Source organism: Chryseobacterium sp. UNC8MFCol, from assembly GCF_000482305.1.
Classification (GTDB): Bacteria; Bacteroidota; Bacteroidia; order Flavobacteriales; family Weeksellaceae; genus Chryseobacterium; species Chryseobacterium indologenes.
Genome location: NZ_AXUZ01000003.1, coordinates 385,134 through 400,247 on the forward strand (window position 1 = coordinate 385,134; position 15,114 = coordinate 400,247).

Sequence of the window (15,114 nt, forward strand, 5' to 3'; positions counted from 1 at the left end):
CTCTGATTTTTGTTTTGTATGCCAAGGTAGTGTTACGCCCGGGAATTAATGTTCGTTTTTAAAAATAGAATACAGGATAAGATCAAAATATTCTCCGTCTTTTTTCACCTCTTGTTTTAAAACGGCTTCTTTCTCCATTCCGATCTTCTCCATGATTTTACCTGAAGCAGGATTATGTGGAAGATGGGTTGCAAAAATTTTGTTGAAGCCCAGTTTTTTAAATCCAAATTCTAAGATGGCATTAGCAGCTTCCGTGACATATCCTTTATTCCAGTAGGGAATTCCTATCCAGTATCCCAATTCTGCTTTATCATCTTCGCGGTCATGAAGACCGATAGCTCCCATAATCTGCCCGTTTTTATTTCTGATACCAAAAGTATATCCTGAATTTTCTTCAAAAGCTTCCTGAGCCATTTTCACCCATGACTGAGCGTCATTTTCCGTGTAAGGATAAGGAATATTGGATGTAAAATCAGAATAGATTCTATGCTGAAGAAATTCAACGATGAAAGGAATATCTTTTTCTTCCAGCTGGGAAAGGATTAGTCTTTCTGTTTTTAATATGGGAAAATTTTCCATTGATAAAGATTAAAGTTGAAATAAGGATAAAGGTTCAATACAATTGCTATCCTCTGTGCACGCCTAAGATATTACAGGTCTTTTCCGAGAAAATACAGTCCTTTAAGCGTATGAAGCCTGTCCATCACATGGATTTTATCTGTCAAAGGCTTATACACATGGGAAACACCACCTGTTGCAACTACAAAGCAATCGTCATTCACCTCATCATTGATACGGTTGACAAAACCTTCTACCATTCCCAGAAAGCCGTATACCATACCGCTTTGCATGCAGGTTACCGTATCCAGCCCGAGAACGGATTTGGGTTTTTTAAGCTCAATATCCGGAAGTTGAGCGGTTTGATGAATCAGAGAATTTAAAGAAGTAACAATTCCCGGAGCGATAATAACTCCCAGTGTTTCCCCTGTTTCAGCGACACAGCTAGCTGTAAGGGCCGTTCCAAAGTCAATAACAATTTTTTTTCTGTCCGGATAGAGATTATGAGCCGCTACAAGGTTAGCATAAATATCCGTCCCCATTTGTTTTGATTTTGCTTGTACTGCTGAAGGTGTATTTCTGTCAACAATAACAGGAGCGATTCCGTGGATTTTTTTAATACCTGAGCTCATCACTTTGGTAAGCTGGGGTACCACTGATCCGATAATTACTTTATCAATTTCTTTAGGCTCAATTTTATAGGTCTGGTAAAGCATCAGCATCTGAACATACAGTTCATCTGCGGTTCTGTAGGGTTTGGTATTGATCACCCATGAAATGTCACAGTTGTCTCCGTTAAAAAGACCAAATCTGATATTGCTGTTCCCTACGTTTATTACAATTGAATTCATTTATATTTTAACAGGCTATGGTATGAAAAAATTTTCATCCAAATTTATAAAAAATAAAAGGAGTACTTTCAAAATACTCCTTTTATCTATATGTTTATCGTTTTACTTCACCTCTACAAAGTTATCCGCCATATTCACATCTGCAATTCTCTGGCTGAAATCTGTCCCCAACAAAGACAATTGGGATTTTGTGTAAGGAATAGTTAAAGTGTATTCTTTCTGCGTCCATGGCCAATAAGGCATTGTTTTAAATTCTCCATAGATATCTTTTTCTTTCCATGTATGGGTCATATTCAATGGGATCTGATAGGTTACGACTTTCTTATCTGCAGTCATCACACTGAAATCTACCGGCATAGGTACCTGCCCGTTATTCACCAAAGTGATCGTTGTAGATTTTGCATCGTACTTCACATCTTTAATCCCGTAATCAATCGTTTTGGTAGTGTTAATCCAATAATTATGGAACCATTTCAGATCCATTCCTGAAACTTTCTGGGCAATATGAAGAAAATCTCTGTCCGAAGGGTGTTTCATGCTCCATTGATCATAATATTGTTTCAATGTTTCAGCAAGATTCTGCTCACCCATTATGTATCCTAATTGCACCAGGTACAATTCTCCTTTTACATAAGATGCATAGGTATAAGCTGTTCCGTTATCGTGATGATCCCCTAACCACACGGCAGGTTCTTCAATCCCTTTTTTAACGAAGTTTCTGTAGGCATCAAGCCTTTCAACAAAAGGATTCGGCAATTGTTCCGGGAACAACTGGTGCATGGTGTAGCCCTCTGCATAGCTTGTAAAGCCTTCATCCATCCACGGGCGTACAGATTCATTGGTTGCCAGCATCTGCTGATACCAAGAATGAGATCCTTCATGAGCCATTAAGCCCATCAGGTCTTTGATACTTTTGGCTTCTCCTAAAATCATGGTACACATTCCATACTCCATACCACCGTCTCCACCTTGAATAAATGCATAAGTCGGATAAACATATTTTCCGAAATGAGAATTCATGATCTGGAAATATTTTGTAATATAAGGCTGAGCCTCACCCCATGCCTTCGTTTTATCATTTTTCTGATACACGAGATATACCTTGGGGCCTTCCGGAACATTGAAGCTTTCCACAGAATAATCTTTGTCTGCACTCCAGGCAAAATCAAGAATATTTTTTGCCGTCCATTTCCAGGTCACCTTTTTATCTTTTTCTGCTTTAATTTTAGCATTGGCATCATAACCCTTTACATCTGCAGGATTTTCAAGAATACCTCCCGCCCCTACTACATAATCTTTGTTGATTTTAATATTAACATCAAAATCTGAAAACGGTGCGTGAAATTCTCTTCCCAGATAATCAAAAGTGGCCCAACCATCATAATCGTATTCTGCAATTTTCGGATACCATTGGGTCATGGTCATATCTACTCCTTCCCTGTTATTTCTTCCGCTTCTTCTGATCTGCTGAGGAATCACTGCATCCCAGTCCATGGTAAATGTCGTGGTAGAATTTGGTTTGATCGGTTCTGCCAGGTATACTTTCATAATGGTTTCCTGAACTTCAAATTTCAGATCTTTCCCATTTTGCTTAATCCAGTGAATATTTTGAGCTCCTTCCTGATCCTTTGGAATGGAAGAAAGCGTTGAAATCCCATTTTTCTGCAACCTTCCGTCACCATTTTTCCCTTGGGAAGATACTCTCTGATCCATCATGGAATTAGGTTTAAAAGCATTCCAGTAGAGATGGAAATAAACCACATTCAACTGATCCGGTGAGTTGTTGGTGTATTCCAAGGTCTGTTTTCCCTGATAGGTAAATTTTTCAGCATTGACATCAATATCCATCTTGTACTTCGCAGCCTGCTGATAATAAGCTCCTTGCTGAGCCTGAAATTGTGAAATGATAAACGCAAAAATGATTGCAGCCGATTTTCTCATTTAAAATTTTATTTTTTTTAAAGGTAGGTAATTTAAACAAGACCTTCAAATTAGAGTTATCTGAAGATTTTGTTCTGTTTAATATGGTTTTAGATGCGTTTTAATCAGGATTGTTAAATGAGCTCCTTGTCAAGCTTTGCACCCGTGACAAGGAGCACTTTAACCTCTTTTCAAAGGTGTTTCGTCTTTTTTTAGACGTTTTTTACTAGCTTTTTAATCAAAGTAATCTGGCCAAGGTGATAGTAACTGTGCTCAATCATTCCTTCAATATTTCTTTGATAGGTTCCGTATTTTTCATCTACAAATACCTCATCAAGTTTGGAATCCGGCATCTGTTCCAATAAGGCGGCAAATTTCTCAGAATCCACCCAAAGCTTATTCCGCAGGTCATCCCATTGTATCTGGGAATCTATGGCAGTAAGGTCAAAACTGAACTTATCTTTTATTTCAAGTTCTCCACCTTCAAAGACATGCACAATTCCTGCAATATAATAGTCGATGTGGAAAGTGAGCATCGCAATTGTATTTAAAGAATCAATCTTTGTCACAGCCTGCTGCCAGGTCACATCTGAAAGAAGATCTTTAAAATTAGTATTGGCAATCCACAGCCCATCAAGCAACACTTCCCTGAATCTTTTTGATAATTGTGAAGCTGAATTCATAGATAAGTTTTTTATTGTTTCAAGATACACATTCTGAACCGTTTTCTCCTTGTTATGGTTTTACCCTTGATAAGAAGAAAAAAAAGTCTCAGATGTAAATTCATCTGAGACTTATATTTTCAATGGAAAGTAAAACTATTTCTTTACAGAAACTTCTTTCTTTCCGCTTCTTAATATCTTTTCAAGAATTCTTAACGTAATAAGATAGGTAGGTTTCACCCCTGTTAATCCTAAACCTCCCGAAGAAAGAGTACTTCCTGTTTCCAACGGATTATCTGAAGCGTAATAAGCATACATGACAAACAAATCCGGTGAAATATGGTGTCTGATTTTAGAAGCAACCTGAATAGCCTTCTGGTAGTGAGCTCCTTCCATTTCAAGACCAATAGCCTTCCATGATGTGTTCATGAAGTAAGATAAAATATCTCTGTTTTGCAGTGAAGTTCCCAGCACCGTAATCATAGGTCCTTCAAAAGCTTTTAGCTCATCATCCTGGAAATCGTCAAGTTGTAATGCATTTTCAAACGGATAGTTATCAGCTGTACCTTCAAAGATATGAGAGGTTGGAATCATAATATCTCCTTTTTCTCCGGTGAGAATTCCTGCTTTTCCCATGATTGAAACAGACTTTACTTTCATCATATAGACTTCGCCTTTATGCTCAAAAGGTCTTAGAAGTTCGTCCATTACCTCAAAAGCCTGCTCTCCGAAAGCATAATCAAATACCAGCAGCACATCATCACCTCCAAATTTAGCATCAGCAAACGGAGTATTCTTCAAATCGGTTTTGCTGAGATCAATGATCTGAACATCAATATTACTTCCACTCTTATCAGCAATATGGATCATTCCTTCATCCAACGCATATTTTAATACCTTGTCACGAAGTTCTTTTTTGTTCGAGATCTCTTCATACAATTTATAGTCAACTTCATGATGCTGTTTCTTTTTAAGAGCATTATTAGCATACAGCATATTTTTCACAGAATGCATATTGGCAGAGATAATATGCAAAGGACGCATATGAAGGTCATTTTCGAATAAAACCTCCTTCACTTTATGTGCCCATTTTTCACCAAAATAGTGATGCCCTACTCTTTCTTTTAATATAGCACTGAAATAAATTTCTCTTTCTCTTGACCCTTTGGCATCATCAAGGCTTACTTTTCCTAAGTTATAGATGATTTTAAACAGACGGTCAGGATTATGATCATCTCCGAAAGTATTATAAGCCCTTAATGTTTCATCAAAAGATCTTCCGATTAAAGATGAAAGATGGATAAGTGCCACTTCTTTTTCTCTTCTACTGAATTTTTTCTCACCTTTCACCACTTCTTCAATAATTTTGAAAGCACGTGTCGGTTTCCAGTTTTCATCCTGAATGAAAGCCAGATTACGGATTTTATCCGCTTCTATAAATAAAAAGGTAAGGTGGGTAAGAATGTCATAAATCTCCGAACGGCCCAAAAGAACCTCAATATTCATCTGGTGCTCGTCTATTCTATAACAGTTTCTTCTTCTTTTTTTCGGAACAATAGGTTCGAAACTTCCTTTATCAAACCCTTCATCAGATGTAAGATGAATAAAAGCACATTCCTCAATCCCTTCCGGAAGCCTGTCTAAAACATACATCAACCCGTCAAGTTCCAATTTATTCGGAATATTCATGGTTCCGTAAATTTCCGGATTGATGGTTTTTAACAAACTTCTGATACTTTCTCCTGAAACACCCCCCGGCTTGAAAAATCCTCTATAAAATAAATGTCTCATAGAGATGTATAGTCTTTCAATAGCCTCTGTTGTTTCTCTTGCTCTAGAATTTGTCATAAAATAAATTTCACACAAATATACAAAATCTTTGCCCATTTTATTTTAACTATCTTTTAATAAGTAGCTTAATCGCACAGGATTCCGGCAATCAATAACAAAAAATGTATTTGCGTTCGATGACCCCCGCCAAATTGCTGCTACATATTCATATTTTAGAATTAATTCACAAAACACCCCTGTTAAAAAAAGACCAAACAATTGTTTAAATTATATAAATTTTCATAACACCCCTAAATTTTTTAGGGTCAAAATGATTTCGATTCATTTTTTTTGTAAATTTGCCCTATCAAAATAAACCCAATATGTCAACCTTAAGATTCAAAGCATTAGAAACACTACCATTTAAGGATTTCAGAAAAGACAACTCTGTTGAGGTCCCTGCAAAATTATCAGAACTATTCTGTACGAATGTTTTCTCAGAAGAAACCATGAGAGAATATTTAACGAAGGAAGCATTTGGCTCCATCATGGATGCCATTAAAAAAGGAACTAAAATCCAGAGACACATTGCAGACCAGGTAGCTGTAGCAATGAAAGACTGGGCAATGAGCAAAGGGGTAACCCACTATACTCACTGGTTTCAGCCTTTGACAGGAACGACAGCAGAAAAACACGATTCTTTTTTCACTCCTATTGAAGGGGGAAGAGCGATTGAAAGATTCAGCGGAAATATGCTGATCCAACAAGAGCCGGATGCCTCTTCTTTCCCGAACGGAGGAATCAGAAATACTTTTGAAGCAAGAGGATACACAGCATGGGATCCTACATCTCCGGCTTTTATCATGGGAACTACATTATGTATTCCATCGATCTTTATTTCTTATACGGGAGAAACTCTTGACTACAAAGCTCCTTTATTAAGAGCTTTGAATGCAGTAGATGAAGCTGCAACAAGTGTAATGCAGTATTTTGATAAAAATGTAACAAAAGTAACTCCTACTTTAGGTTGGGAGCAAGAATACTTCCTGGTTGATTCCGCGTTATACCAATCACGTCCGGACCTTGTATTAACGGGTAAAACTTTGCTGGGACATTCTCCTGCAAAAGGACAGCAGTTGGATGACCACTACTTCGGATCCATTCCTACAAGGGTCATGAACTTCATGAAAGAACTGGAGATCGAATGTATGAAATTGGGTATCCCTGCAACGACAAGACATAACGAGGTTGCTCCAAATCAGTTTGAGTTGGCACCGATGTTTGAGGAAGTAAACGTTGCTGTAGACCACAACTCTTTATTGATGGATATCATGGCAAGAGTAGCTCACAAGCACCACTTCCATATCTTATTCCACGAAAAGCCATTTGCAGGAGTAAACGGAAGCGGAAAGCACAACAACTGGTCTCTAGCTACCGATACCGGAGAAAACTTATTAAGTCCCGGAAAAAATCCAAAGAAAAACTTACAGTTCTTAACATTCTTCGTGAATACCATTAAGGCTGTACATGAATATGCTGACCTTTTAAGAGCAAGTATTGCATCTGCAAGCAACGACCACAGATTGGGAGCCAACGAAGCACCACCCGCAATTATTTCTGTGTTTATCGGAAGCCAGTTATTCAGTGTTTTGGAAGAGCTTGAAAAAGTAACCAACGGGAAATTATCTCCGGAAGAAAAAACAGAATTAAAATTAAACGTTGTTGGAAAAATCCCGGAAATCTTACTAGATAATACGGATAGAAACAGAACTTCTCCATTTGCGTTTACAGGAAATAAATTTGAGATCAGAGCGGTAGGATCTTCTGCAAACTGTGCAGAATCTATGACGGTAATGAATACAATTGCTGCAAAACAGCTGAACGACTTCAAAAAAGAAGTAGATGCTCTTATCGAAGGAGGATTGAAGAAAGACGAAGCAATCTTTAACGTCTTGAGAGAATACATCAAGCAGTCTAAGAGCATTATGTTTGAAGGAGACGGATATTCTGATGACTGGGCAAAAGAGGCTAAGAAAAGAGGATTGAACAACCTTAAAACAACTCCGGAAGCTCTTAAACAGGAAATGGATAAAAAATTCCTGGATCTTTATGAAGAGATGGGAATTTTCAACCACAGAGAAGTTGAAGCAAGAAACGAAATCAAATTAGAAAAATACTCTACGGTTATTGATATTGAAGCAAGAGTTTTAAGCGACATTGCAAGAAATCATATTATTCCTTCAGCTTTAAATTATCAGAACAGGTTAATTGAAAACGTAAAAGGTCTTAAGGAAATCTTTGGAGATAAAGAATTCAAGCCTTTGGCAAAAGAACAAATGAGTTTGATTACCGACATTTCTGAAAATGTGTCTAAAATTAAATTAGGTGTTGAAGGCCTTATCAAAGCCAGAGAAGCTGCAAGAGGTGTATCAGACAGTCAAAAGCAGGCAGAAGACTATTGTAACAAAGTAAAACCATTATTCGACGGGATCAGAGAAGCTTCTGATGCATTGGAAATGATGGTGGATGATGAACTTTGGCCAATGACAAAATACAGAGAAATGTTGTTCACCAAATAACATCTGTATAGTTCCATATTAGTTTAAATTCCCCGGTTTTTTGCCGGGGAATTTTTTATATCTGTCCATTTAGCAAGAAGAATTTTTGTTAATGATTATGGTCTTCGTCCATATCATATCCATAAAGAAGACTTATCATTACGGAATGGATGTAAAACAACCGTTAAAAGCCCATCAACAATCAGTTTATCAGGCATTTGTTTTATTTTTTTAACACCCTTGAAAATTAGAGTTTTACATTTGAAATCATGATTTATAGAAGAAAATCGATAGATTTTGTTAAAGAATCTTAATAAAAAAAACCGCAGACTTGCCAAAAAATGGCTGTTGCGGTTTATTTTTCTTTAACATACGTAAATAATATGTTAAAATGTGTTAAAATAAGATCCTGACAATAATCATATCAGGGGTCTTTTAATCGGAATCTCTACTTTTGTAATGCTTTTGAAAATAAATATTCCTTTTAACACGGATAATCAAATATATATGAAGAAAAGAGTTTTGTTTTATTTAGTTGCTATAGTTACTACCGTATCAATGCAATCGTGTGCTACCAATTATGTAGTTTCAAAACCAGCAACTTACACTAAAGAATACAAAACAGATGCCAAACTAGCTTCTATAGATAACAAAAAAATGGAGCAGGATAAGCAGAGACTTATCGACTCTTTCCTTGCTGAAAAAGCGGCATCTATAGCTAATGCTAAAAAAGCAATTAAGAATTCTGAGATTGCCAAAGCAATCAAACATAATAAAACGATTGACGGTATCCTTACTGAAGCTGAAACATACCTTGGAACTCCTTACAGATACGGAGGAACAACAAGAAACGGTATAGATTGTTCAGCTTTTGTTCTTTCTGTATTCGGGGCTGCTGCGGGGCTTAGCTTACCAAGAGTAGCTGCTTCTCAGGCTCAGGAAGGAGAAAGAATTGAAAAAGGAAGCCTACAGAAAGGAGATTTGATCTTCTTTTCTCATGGAAGAAGAATTTCTCACGTAGGTATTGTAGAAAGTGTTACTGAAGAGGGTGAGGTTAAATTTATCCACGCAGCGACATCAAAAGGAGTAATGATCTCTTCACTGAATGACTCTTATTGGGGACCTAAATACAGATTCGCCAAAAGAGTAATCAACGAAGACGGAGAAGCTTACAACAACTTAGCAGCGATCACTCCAGCTACACCAGCAAATTTTTAATTTTATAAATAATTGATTTAAATAATGAAGCCATCAGTTTTGATGGCTTTTTTATTTTCATATATCGAGCGAAAACCAAAACAGTTTATATTCCGGAATGTAAAGACAGAATTTTTTAGATAAAAATACGTATTAAAAGAATATAGGTTTTATAACCACGTAGACACATAGGCTTATATTCTATCGGTCTATGTGGTTATAAAATAAATTAACCTGATTTCGTTTTTGTAAAACTGCACCCTGTATTTCAAGCTTGATGTCTTGATGACTTCTAATCTCTGTCAATCTCTATATCGATTTTATATAGCAGGCCATGCACTTCAGAAAGGGAAAATTTAGCCTTTTTAAGCCTATTTAAGACAGGATCAATGCAATAATTGAATGAAGTCCTGAAATCTGTCTTTTCAAGGCTTGTATTGTCAAAAACAGCCCCTGAAAAATCACATCCGCTGAAAACTGAATTTGACAGGTCACATTCTGTGAAGTCCACCTCAATCAATTTAGAGTTTGTGAAAACAGTTTTCTTAATAGATGTTTGATAAAATACAGAGTTATTGAGCAAACATCCGTCAAACTTAAAGGATAGGCCAAAGCCATTACAATCATTAAACTGAAGGCCAAACATTTTACATTCTTTAAAAAACACATCTCTAAAGGCTGCATTAATAAGTTTTGCCATGCTGAGATTGCATCCGATGAATTCACAGTCTATAAAACTGAAGCCCGAAAGGTTTACATATTCAAAATTGCAGTTTTTGAAAGTGCAGTTTTCATACTCGCCTCTTTGTAAAGGATATCTTTCAAAATCTGTATTTCCATAGTTCTGATCTAAAATATATACCTCTTTCATAGAATAGTGTTATTTGCGGAAATAACCTTATTTCCATTAATATTTTACATTAAAAATAAACCGGATGATTTTCGACTCTGTAATGTTATTTCCGCTATAAATTATACCAAGCTATTTTTATCCGAATAATTAAGCTTAAAGAAAATAAAAGTCATCATCGAGAAGGCAAGCAGTGAGCTTCCTCCATAACTAAAATACGGCAAAGGAATCCCTACCGTTGGGAAAAGTCCCATGACCATCCCAAGGTTGATAGAAAAGTGCATCAATAGAATCGAGGCAAAACAATAGCCAAATACACGGTTAAAAGTAGATTTCTGCTGCTCAGCCAAGTAATAGATTCTTCCGATATATACCATATAGGCCAAGACCAAAAGAGCACTTCCTGCAAATCCCCATTCTTCACCTACCGCACAGAAAATGTAGTCAGTCTGCTGCTCAGGAACAAACTTACCCTGAGTAACGGAACCCTCACGGTATCCTTTTCCCCAAAGACCACCTGATCCGATAGCTGTTTTAGAGTATAATAAATTGTACCCTGAAGTATCTCTAAAGGCTTTTTCACCTTTATAAAGAACTTCAATTCTCTCTCTCTGGTGCTTGGGAAGTTTCTCCAAAATGTAAGGAGAAGCAAATGCGAGCCCACACAATATAAGAATAGAGCCGGAAATTCCGGAAATAGAAATGACATCCCAGGACATTCTGTGGTAATTCATGGCAATCAGAACACCGGCAATTAATACCACAGCACCGGCAACATATACCGGAGGAATTGCAAGTGAAATAAGAAATACTGCGGCAAAAATAAAACCTAACCCGAATAAAAAACCACTTAATCCTTCTCTGTACAGGGCGATGAAAAATGCAATAAATACAAGCATCGACCCTACATCAGGAATAGCAAGAACGACTACTGCCGGAATGCCGATGATGGCAAGAGCAGTCAGCAGAGATTTTCTGTTTTTCAGATTAAAATCAGGTCCTGAAACGTAATTGGCGAGCATTAATGCGGTTCCTATTTTTGCAAATTCCACGGGCTGCATGGTAAAGCTTCCGAATTTATACCAGTTTTTTTGGCCGAGAATTTCTTTTCCGAAAGGAAAGAGCCCAATCAACAGCAGTACACCACCAATATAGATGATCCCTGACATATTTTCGAAGAATTTACTTCTTCCTAAAAAGATCACCAATCCTACAATGAGAGAGATACAAAAGAACATGAATTGCTTTTCTCCCAATTTCTGGTCAACACTGTAAATATTTGCAATCGCGAAAATGCAAAGCAGGAAATACAGCCCAAGGCCCAGTTTATCTATTCCTTCTGTCCATTTCATCGCTTTACAGGTTTTTTAGCAGTGTTAGTATTTTTAGTTCCTTCTTCTAATTTCTTTTGGAGTTTAGCTTTTTCTTGCTTTACGCGATCAAGACTATCTTTTATTCTTTTTTGTTTAATTGAATCAGGTTTTGGATCCTTGTAGAGTCCCTTACGCTTCAAGTCAGCAATCCATTGCCGTTTGTATTCAGGCATAAAGCTTGAAGTGATCATTTTTTTATACAGGTTTTCTCTTTTCAGATCACCGGTAATATATTTTTCTGAAATCACTGTACATGCCGGGCCGGCCCATGTAGCTCCGAATCCTGCGTGTTCCATCACTGCAACCACAACAATTTTGGGTTTATCAGCCGGAGCGATTAACACAAAAATAGAATTATCCTTTCCTTGCGGCACCTGTGCCGTACCGGTTTTTGCTAATTGGGTAAAATCATTGGATTTCAATCCTCTTGCTGTTCCTCTCAACACCACGGCCTCCATTCCCTTTAAAACAGGTTCAAAATGTTTGGGATCAACTAGAGTTTTATGTTTAACCTTAAATCTTGGATCCGGATTGGGCTTCCCATCGATTCCTTTTACGATATGAGGCGTATAATACCATCCTTTATTAGCAATAGCAGCCACATAATTGGCCAATTGAATAGGAGTTACCAAAACATCTCCCTGCCCCATTCCGTTATAAATAGCTCCGGTTGACATTTCATCCCAATTCTTAAAATCTGTTCTTTGAGAACCACTTGCCTTCATGATGGCTTTAAACCTTTTTTCGTAAAAATCTCCTGAAGGAATTCTTCCCTTGGCACCTACTGCGAAATCGTTATTTAAGAATTCCCCTACTCCAAAGCTGCTCATGATTTTCTTCCATTCATCAACCCCTTTTGAAGGATTGCCTGGATATTTTTTAATGATGGCAATAAATGCATATGTAAAGAAGCAGTTACTGGAAACCTGAATGGAAGGGATAAGCGGATCAGCACCACCATGCCCTTTAATTCTTTTTCCTTTGTAAAAAAATCCTCCGCCACAAGGGAAAACTGTCTTTTCATCCATCACCCCCATTTGCATGGCGGCTAAAGCAGTCAACAATTTGAAGGTTGATCCTGGAGGATATCCTGCCTGTAAGGAACGATCAAAAGTCGGTTTATTTTCGTAAAGTGTATCTTTTGAAAGCGCATATAGGTTTTTGGATTTATTAGGACCGGTAAAAAGGTTCGGGTCAATATCCGGACCTGTAGCGGCAACCAGCACTTCCCCGTTATTAGGGTCAATTGCTACGATTGCACCATGTTTGTTGACAAGCATTTCTTCAGCAGTTCTCTGAAGATCATAATCAATAGTTAATGTAATATCTTTACCGGTAATGACATCCTTATCCAGAGATCCGTTTTTATAAGATCCGATATTTCGGAGCTTGATATCTTTTTGGATATACTTCATTCCTTTTACTCCACGAAGTTCTTTTTCGTAAGATTTCTCTATTCCGGTTTTCCCGATAAAGTCTCCGGGCAGATAGTACAAAGAATCTTTTTTGATCTCTCTTTCGTTGACCTCGCTGGTGTATCCTAGAAGGTTTCCGGAAGTAGAAACTTCATATTGGCGCTGAGGTCTTTGGACAATGTTAAAAGCAGGATATTTGAAAATAATCTCCTGGACTCTGGCAATATCTTCTCTGCTGAGATCCTTTAAAAAAGTCATGGGAGTCAGCTTAGAATAATATTTTTCTTTTTTAATGACGTTGATCTTGTTAATAAAATCCGATTTACTGATTTTCATTAAGCTGCAAAAGCCAAGAGTATCAAAGTCCGGTTTCATTAAAGCCTGGGTAAAAGAAATTTCATAGGCTGGCTGATTTCCTACCATGATCTTCCCATTCCTGTCAAAAATAACTCCACGCTGAGGAATTACATACTCAATTTTAATGGAAGTATTGGCTGCATTCAGTGCATAACGATCTGTAAACAATTGTAAATACGAAAGCCTCGCTATAAAAATAAGGGCGATAACAACAAGTACGGAAAAGATTTTTAAATAACGTGTGTTCAAACTTTTTGTTTGATTTTAAATATTAATGCGTAAATGACAATAAATATAAATGAAATTACACTAGTCACCAACACATTAAATAATATTTCAAAAAATCTGCTCAACTTAAAGAATTCGATATATTGTACTAAAAGCTGGTGCAGAAAAATACTTGAAAATAAAAACAGCAAAAACTGCGCCCATTGAAGGGACTGAAAGGAAAAGAAATCTGTTGAGGTATCGGTAGACGTCCTGAATATCAATGTTCTGAAATAAGCAATTAACGTGGTGGCAAATGCATTAATACCCCAGGAATAAAGGAATCCGTCGATAGATAATCCTATCAGGAAACTTAAAGCCAGAAACTGGAATTTATTTCTGAAAAATGGATAGAACATAACGAAGACAGGATACAATACCGGGGTATATTTTCCAAAAAGAGTAATCCTGTTCAATACAAATATTTGTAATGCAACAAGAAATATCATAATCAATATATCGGTAAATAAAGTCCTGCTAATCATTTTCTTTTTTTATTACAGTCTGTAGTGTATCCTGAATCTTTTGCACTTCTGCTTTTTTAAGGTTCTTCACTACAAATACTTTACTCAACGCCCCCATTTTCTCACTCAGTTCCACTGAGATATCCCAGAAACCGGTTTTGTTATCTACAGAATATCCGGCCACAGTACCAATCATCACCCCTTTAGGGAAGATGGCTGATTTTCCGTCGGTTATTACACTGTCTCCTACTTTTAAAGCAACATATTTTGGAATATCTGCAAGATGCATCACCCTGGAGTTATCTCCGTTCCATGTTAATGTTCCAAAGTATCCTGAGTTTTTAAGTGCAGCATTAATCCTGATTTTGTTTACACTCAATACAGACTGAACCAGTGCGTAGCTGTCTGTAGAATTAATGACAATTCCCGCAATACCTCTTGGTGCCATCACCCCCATTTGTGGGAAGACGCCATCTCTACGGCCGCGGTTTATTGTAAAATAATTGTTTCTCCTGTTGATACTGTTGAAAACAATTTCTCCATCAACAAAAGTATAAATCTGACCGCCTCCTATGGTATCATGAACTTTTCTGAAGGCAGGGTTTTTGGCCCCTTCCTTCCCGTAAAGCTGAGTCATAAGGGCTTTATTCTGAATAACAAGATCTTCATTGATCTGTTTTAGCTTCAGATAAGAAACTCCTTCATCGATGTATCCCGAAATCCAGGAATTCAGCGCAGCAGTTTGCCCTGCGATCCATGATCTCTGCATCGCATTTCTGGAGAATATCAGAACCAAAGCAATAATTTGCAGGAATATAAAGAAGACGAAAAGAGTGTTCTTCGAAAATAATCTCAGCAAAAATCCCATTCAG

12 protein-coding genes are annotated in these 15,114 nt (G+C 37.2%); 2 read left to right on the forward strand and 10 right to left on the reverse strand.

From position 1 onward, the window contains the following. Positions 1 to 45: 45 nt before the first annotated feature. From M030_RS0101770 to M030_RS0101790, 5 genes are all read right to left on the reverse strand, one after another. A complete protein-coding gene (locus M030_RS0101770) occupies positions 46 to 579 on the reverse strand; it encodes a GNAT family N-acetyltransferase (RefSeq protein WP_027371962.1) in 534 nt (177 codons plus the stop codon). Between the two features lie 71 nt (positions 580 to 650). Further along, complete coding sequence (locus M030_RS0101775; protein WP_027371963.1) at positions 651 to 1,409, reverse strand: type III pantothenate kinase; 759 nt, start codon at positions 1,407 to 1,409, stop codon at positions 651 to 653. A gap of 102 nt (positions 1,410 to 1,511) precedes the next feature. Then, the gene (locus tag M030_RS0101780) at positions 1,512 to 3,350 is read right to left on the reverse strand and encodes a M1 family metallopeptidase (protein ID WP_027371964.1); all 1,839 of its coding nucleotides are present in this window, start codon (positions 3,348 to 3,350) and stop codon (positions 1,512 to 1,514) included. A gap of 191 nt (positions 3,351 to 3,541) precedes the next feature. Further along, positions 3,542 to 4,012: a hypothetical protein gene (locus tag M030_RS0101785; RefSeq protein ID WP_027371965.1), complete on the reverse strand. Its 471-nt coding sequence runs from the start codon at positions 4,010 to 4,012 to the stop codon at positions 3,542 to 3,544. Positions 4,013 to 4,147: 135 nt separating this feature from the next. After that, positions 4,148 to 5,839, reverse strand: a complete 1,692-nt coding sequence (locus M030_RS0101790; RefSeq protein ID WP_027371966.1) for a DUF6909 family protein — start codon at positions 5,837 to 5,839, stop codon at positions 4,148 to 4,150. A 305-nt stretch (positions 5,840 to 6,144) separates the two neighbouring features. Here M030_RS0101790 and M030_RS0101795 point away from each other — a divergent pair, with 305 nt between their 5' ends. Further along, entirely contained in the window at positions 6,145 to 8,340 is a 2,196-nt protein-coding gene (locus M030_RS0101795; protein WP_027371967.1) for a glutamine synthetase III, read from the forward strand. A 486-nt stretch (positions 8,341 to 8,826) separates the two neighbouring features. Further along, entirely contained in the window at positions 8,827 to 9,537 is a 711-nt protein-coding gene (locus tag M030_RS23620; protein ID WP_034721999.1) for a C40 family peptidase, read from the forward strand. A 271-nt stretch (positions 9,538 to 9,808) separates the two neighbouring features. On the opposite strand, the gene M030_RS0101805 is transcribed toward M030_RS23620, so the two are convergent. The 5 genes from M030_RS0101805 to mreC all read right to left on the reverse strand — a co-directional run bounded on the left by M030_RS0101805 (position 9,809) and on the right by mreC (position 15,110). Beyond that, positions 9,809 to 10,387 carry a pentapeptide repeat-containing protein gene (locus M030_RS0101805; protein WP_027371968.1) on the reverse strand — a complete coding sequence of 193 codons (579 nt, stop codon included), beginning with the start codon at positions 10,385 to 10,387 and terminating at the stop codon, positions 9,809 to 9,811. Positions 10,388 to 10,488: 101 nt separating this feature from the next. After that, on the reverse strand, positions 10,489 to 11,718 hold the full coding sequence (rodA, locus tag M030_RS0101810) for a rod shape-determining protein RodA (RefSeq protein WP_027371969.1): 1,230 nt from the start codon (positions 11,716 to 11,718) through the stop codon (positions 10,489 to 10,491). After that, positions 11,715 to 13,760, reverse strand: a complete 2,046-nt coding sequence (locus tag M030_RS0101815) for a penicillin-binding transpeptidase domain-containing protein (RefSeq protein ID WP_027371970.1) — start codon at positions 13,758 to 13,760, stop codon at positions 11,715 to 11,717. The genes rodA and M030_RS0101815 overlap by 4 nt, the downstream gene beginning before the upstream one ends. Continuing rightward, positions 13,757 to 14,263 (reverse strand): hypothetical protein, encoded by a 507-nt coding sequence (locus tag M030_RS0101820; RefSeq protein WP_027371971.1) that lies wholly within the window; start codon positions 14,261 to 14,263, stop codon positions 13,757 to 13,759. Before M030_RS0101820 ends, M030_RS0101815 begins: the two co-directional genes overlap by 4 nt. Further along, the gene (gene mreC, locus M030_RS0101825) at positions 14,256 to 15,110 is read right to left on the reverse strand and encodes a rod shape-determining protein MreC (RefSeq protein WP_027371972.1); all 855 of its coding nucleotides are present in this window, start codon (positions 15,108 to 15,110) and stop codon (positions 14,256 to 14,258) included. Before mreC ends, M030_RS0101820 begins: the two co-directional genes overlap by 8 nt. Positions 15,111 to 15,114: the final 4 nt, after the last annotated feature.

What these genes read in the sequence shown, in the direction of transcription:
- M030_RS0101790 (WP_027371966.1), bottom strand. Translation starts at nt 5,839, where the DNA reads ATGACAAATTCTAGAGCAAGAGAAACAACAGAGGCTATTGAAAGACTA.
- M030_RS0101785 (WP_027371965.1), bottom strand. Translation starts at nt 4,012, where the DNA reads ATGAATTCAGCTTCACAATTATCAAAAAGATTCAGGGAAGTGTTGCTT.
- M030_RS0101775 (WP_027371963.1), bottom strand. Translation starts at nt 1,409, where the DNA reads ATGAATTCAATTGTAATAAACGTAGGGAACAGCAATATCAGATTTGGT.
- M030_RS0101795 (WP_027371967.1), top strand. Translation starts at nt 6,145, where the DNA reads ATGTCAACCTTAAGATTCAAAGCATTAGAAACACTACCATTTAAGGAT.
- M030_RS0101770 (WP_027371962.1), bottom strand. Translation starts at nt 579, where the DNA reads ATGGAAAATTTTCCCATATTAAAAACAGAAAGACTAATCCTTTCCCAG.
- M030_RS0101780 (WP_027371964.1), bottom strand. Translation starts at nt 3,350, where the DNA reads ATGAGAAAATCGGCTGCAATCATTTTTGCGTTTATCATTTCACAATTT.
- mreC (WP_027371972.1), bottom strand. Translation starts at nt 15,110, where the DNA reads ATGGGATTTTTGCTGAGATTATTTTCGAAGAACACTCTTTTCGTCTTC.
- rodA (WP_027371969.1), bottom strand. Translation starts at nt 11,718, where the DNA reads ATGAAATGGACAGAAGGAATAGATAAACTGGGCCTTGGGCTGTATTTC.
- M030_RS0101820 (WP_027371971.1), bottom strand. Translation starts at nt 14,263, where the DNA reads ATGATTAGCAGGACTTTATTTACCGATATATTGATTATGATATTTCTT.
- M030_RS23620 (WP_034721999.1), top strand. Translation starts at nt 8,827, where the DNA reads ATGAAGAAAAGAGTTTTGTTTTATTTAGTTGCTATAGTTACTACCGTA.
- M030_RS0101805 (WP_027371968.1), bottom strand. Translation starts at nt 10,387, where the DNA reads ATGAAAGAGGTATATATTTTAGATCAGAACTATGGAAATACAGATTTT.